The organism is Congregibacter sp. (assembly GCF_045107095.1).
Classification (GTDB): Bacteria; Pseudomonadota; Gammaproteobacteria; order Pseudomonadales; family Halieaceae; genus Congregibacter.
Genome location: NZ_JBGCFU010000136.1, coordinates 1 through 3,057 on the forward strand (window position 1 = coordinate 1; position 3,057 = coordinate 3,057).

Annotated in this window: 3 protein-coding genes; 2 read left to right on the forward strand and 1 reads right to left on the reverse strand. The window is 54.2% G+C overall.

Features of this window, described 5'->3' with window-relative positions:
* The coding region (locus AB8B76_RS15760; protein ID WP_405273837.1) for a LysR family transcriptional regulator at window positions 1-575 on the reverse strand (575 nt) is incomplete at its 3' end.
* Between the two features lie 141 nt (window positions 576-716).
* On the opposite strand from AB8B76_RS15760, the gene AB8B76_RS15765 reads away from it, so the two are divergent.
* Together AB8B76_RS15765 and AB8B76_RS15770 are read left to right on the forward strand one after the other, a co-directional pair.
* Window positions 717-2,378, forward strand: a complete 1,662-nt coding sequence (locus AB8B76_RS15765; protein ID WP_405273838.1) for a SulP family inorganic anion transporter — start codon at window positions 717-719, stop codon at window positions 2,376-2,378.
* 49 nt (window positions 2,379-2,427) lie between these two features.
* On the forward strand, window positions 2,428-2,832 hold the full coding sequence (locus tag AB8B76_RS15770; RefSeq protein WP_405273839.1) for an SgcJ/EcaC family oxidoreductase: 405 nt from the start codon (window positions 2,428-2,430) through the stop codon (window positions 2,830-2,832).
* The last annotated feature ends 225 nt before the right edge of the window (window positions 2,833-3,057 follow it).

Genomic DNA, 3,057 nt, shown 5'->3' on the forward strand with positions numbered 1-3,057 from the left:
ATACTCATACCGGCGAGCTCTTGTTCTTGAAGAACACCATCCACCGCCAAGCCCGCCTCTTTGGAGGCTACTAGCAGCAAGGGTTCACGAAACAGCACATCCACAGCCAGACTAGTTGATCGCAAGGGTAAGGGAACAAGCGCGAGATCGTGGCGACCTTCTTTTACGCCTGCTTCTAATTGACTGGGGGGCTCTTCACGCACATACAGTTTTAGTCGGTCGAACTGTTTATGAATTGCCGGGACAATATTGGGCAGTAAGTAAGGCCCCAGAGTAGGTGGCACGCCCATACGATGCGTCGAGGCCGCCGTATCTGACAGCGTATGCGCCAGCTCCTGCATTTCATGCCATTGGCCAATGAGTTGTTTCGTTACCGGTAGTAGCTGCCTACCCGCAGGTGTGAGCTGGGTAACGCGGCGACTGCGTTCAAAGAGGGTCACCCCGAGGCTCTTTTCCAGCGACCCGAGCTGTGTCGAGAGAGTTGGCTGGGCGATATCCAGACGATCTGCAGCGCGGCGAATGGACTGCGTTTCCGCGACCGCCTGAAAATATTGAATTTGTTTGATTGTCGCCATTATTGGTTAACCATAGCGATTCCCTATATAGGTAAAAACTATAACAGAAAAGCAAAGCTTGTATTTGTTTTATGTACGGCACGATCCATAGTGAATGCATCAAGTAAGAGCTCCTCGGTGTATTCGGGGCAGGACCCAGTTATGAGATCGTTGCTAAAATTTGATTTGAACCACCTTCGTGGGGATGTGTACGGCGGCCTAACCGCCGGTGTGGTGGCTATTCCTCTGGCGCTGGCCTTTGGTGTCGCCTCGGGCTTGGGACCCATTGCGGGTATGTACGGCGCCATCATTGTTGGATTCTTTGCCGCAATGTTCGGAGGCACGCCTACCAATGTTTCTGGACCCACAGGTCCTATGGTGGTGGTGCTGGCAGGGCTGTTTGCCAGCCTCTCGGGTGATGTGAGTCTTATTTTTACCGCGGTCATACTGGCGGGCCTGTTCCAGATTATCTTCGGTGCCATCGGCGCGGGAAATTACATTCGTTTGGTTCCCTATCCCGTCGTTTCCGGTTTTATGAGCGGTATTGGCGTGATTATCATCATCCTGCAGGCAGATGCGTTTTTTGGTCATGATTCGCCGTCCGGCACGTTGAATGCGCTGGCGCACTTGCCCACAGTGCTCTCAGATATCAACTATTCGGCGTTGGTGGTTGGTGTGGTGACATTGATTGTTGCCTATAAGTGGCCTACTAAATGGGGCACTTATGTCCCTGGTGCGCTTGCGGCACTGGCCATCGGTACGGTGTTGAGTCTCTTCATGCCGGCGATGCCAATTCTGGGCAACATCCCGTCAGGCCTTCCCTCGCTGCACATGCCCGTGTTTGACCAGTCAGCCATGATGCTGGTACTTGAGGCTGCGTTTATTCTCGCTGTGTTGGGCTCGATTGACAGTCTGCTGACGTCGCTGGTTGCCGATAACATGACGCGCACCCGGCATGACTCCAACAAGGAGCTTATCGGCCAGGGTGTGGGTAACGCGGTAGCAGGTTTGTTTGGCGGCATCGCAGGTGCCGGTGCCACCATGCGTACCGTTATCAATATTCGCTCCGGTGGTGTCACCCGGCTTTCAGGCATGATCCACTCGGTGGTGCTCGCGGCGGTGGTTCTGGGTGTCGGATCTGTTGCCTCAGTCATACCTCACGCAGCCCTTGCGGGTGTTCTCGTCAAGGTGGGTATGGACATCATCGACTTCAGTTACCTCAAGCGGGCACACCGCGGACCCCGCTGGGATCTTGCTCTCATGGCGTTGGTTCTTGGTCTTACGGTTTTTGTCGACCTGATTACCGCAGTAGGCGCTGGTGTGGTCTTGGCGGCGCTGGCTTATGTACAACAGGTCGCGAAAATTCAACTCGAGGAGTTGGCTTCGCGCCCCTACGCACAAACCTCGGATGACGAGCAGGTGCTGCTGGATCGTCTCGGGACTCAAGTCACGATCTTTGAATTTGGCGGGCCTCTTAGCTTTGGTGCAGCAGCAGACGTGGGTCACCACGTGAGAGAACGCTACAAGCAAGCTACGCACTCCATCATTCTGGATTTCAATCGTGTGCCTTTCCTGGATGTTTCCGCGGCGCGCGCCGTCGAAACCATTGCGGATGATGCCCACAAGGCCGGTAAGCGGGTGTACATAACCGGTATGGCCCAAACGATTAAGGATACTCTGAGTAGCTTGGGGTCAGACGACAGCTTGTCGGATGACGCCCACTTTGACACTCGAATCGAGGCTTTGCAGGAAATTGCAGGCCGCAGTGGAACGGATGAACGCGGTGGTTCGGTAAGACCCGTGCAAGCCGTCGCCGCTCACTAATAACTCATTATCACCAACTTTTGTTGACGCGCACTTTAAGGAGATCAACATGAACAAAGAAAACGTACTGAAGTTTTTCCAGAGCTGGAACGATGCCCTCGCAACGGGCAATCCCGATGCGGTGACAGCGCTTTATGCCGATGATGCGATTTTGTTGCCCACGGTTTCTAATCAGGTTCGTCACAACCACGAAGAGATTCGCGATTACTTTGTGAACTTCCTGGCCAAGAAGCCCGCAGGTGTCATTGACGAAGCGAACGTTCGCTTTCTTGCCGACGGCCTCGCCATTAACTCCGGGGTGTACACATTCACCTTCGGTGATGGAGCCCAGGTTACCGCGCGGTTTACATACCTCTATCGCAAGATTGACGGCGCATGGAAGATTGTTGAGCATCACAGCTCTGCTATGCCTGAGGTCGTGGCAGCTCCGCAGCAGGAGATCGCGGCAGCCTAAGGGTTTTCGATAGGGCAACAAAAAGGCGCTGTGTCGTAGATGCAGCGCCTTTTTTCGTTCTTACAGGGTGAACACAAATAACTCGCCAGGTAGCCATTCTCCGCGTTCCTTCCGCAGAGGGATGGCTTCCTGATGCACCAGTTTCATCCCTACATTGTTGGCGCAACGAACCACATAGTCACTTGAGTGGGCAAAGCGTCCGGAGCGCTCGAGTTTGAGATCGCT

Bases quoted from the DNA above. Each gene is read 5' to 3' on its own strand.
- AB8B76_RS15765 (WP_405273838.1), top strand. From the start codon at position 717: ATGAGATCGTTGCTAAAATTTGATTTGAACCACCTTCGTGGGGATGTG.
- AB8B76_RS15770 (WP_405273839.1), top strand. From the start codon at position 2,428: ATGAACAAAGAAAACGTACTGAAGTTTTTCCAGAGCTGGAACGATGCC.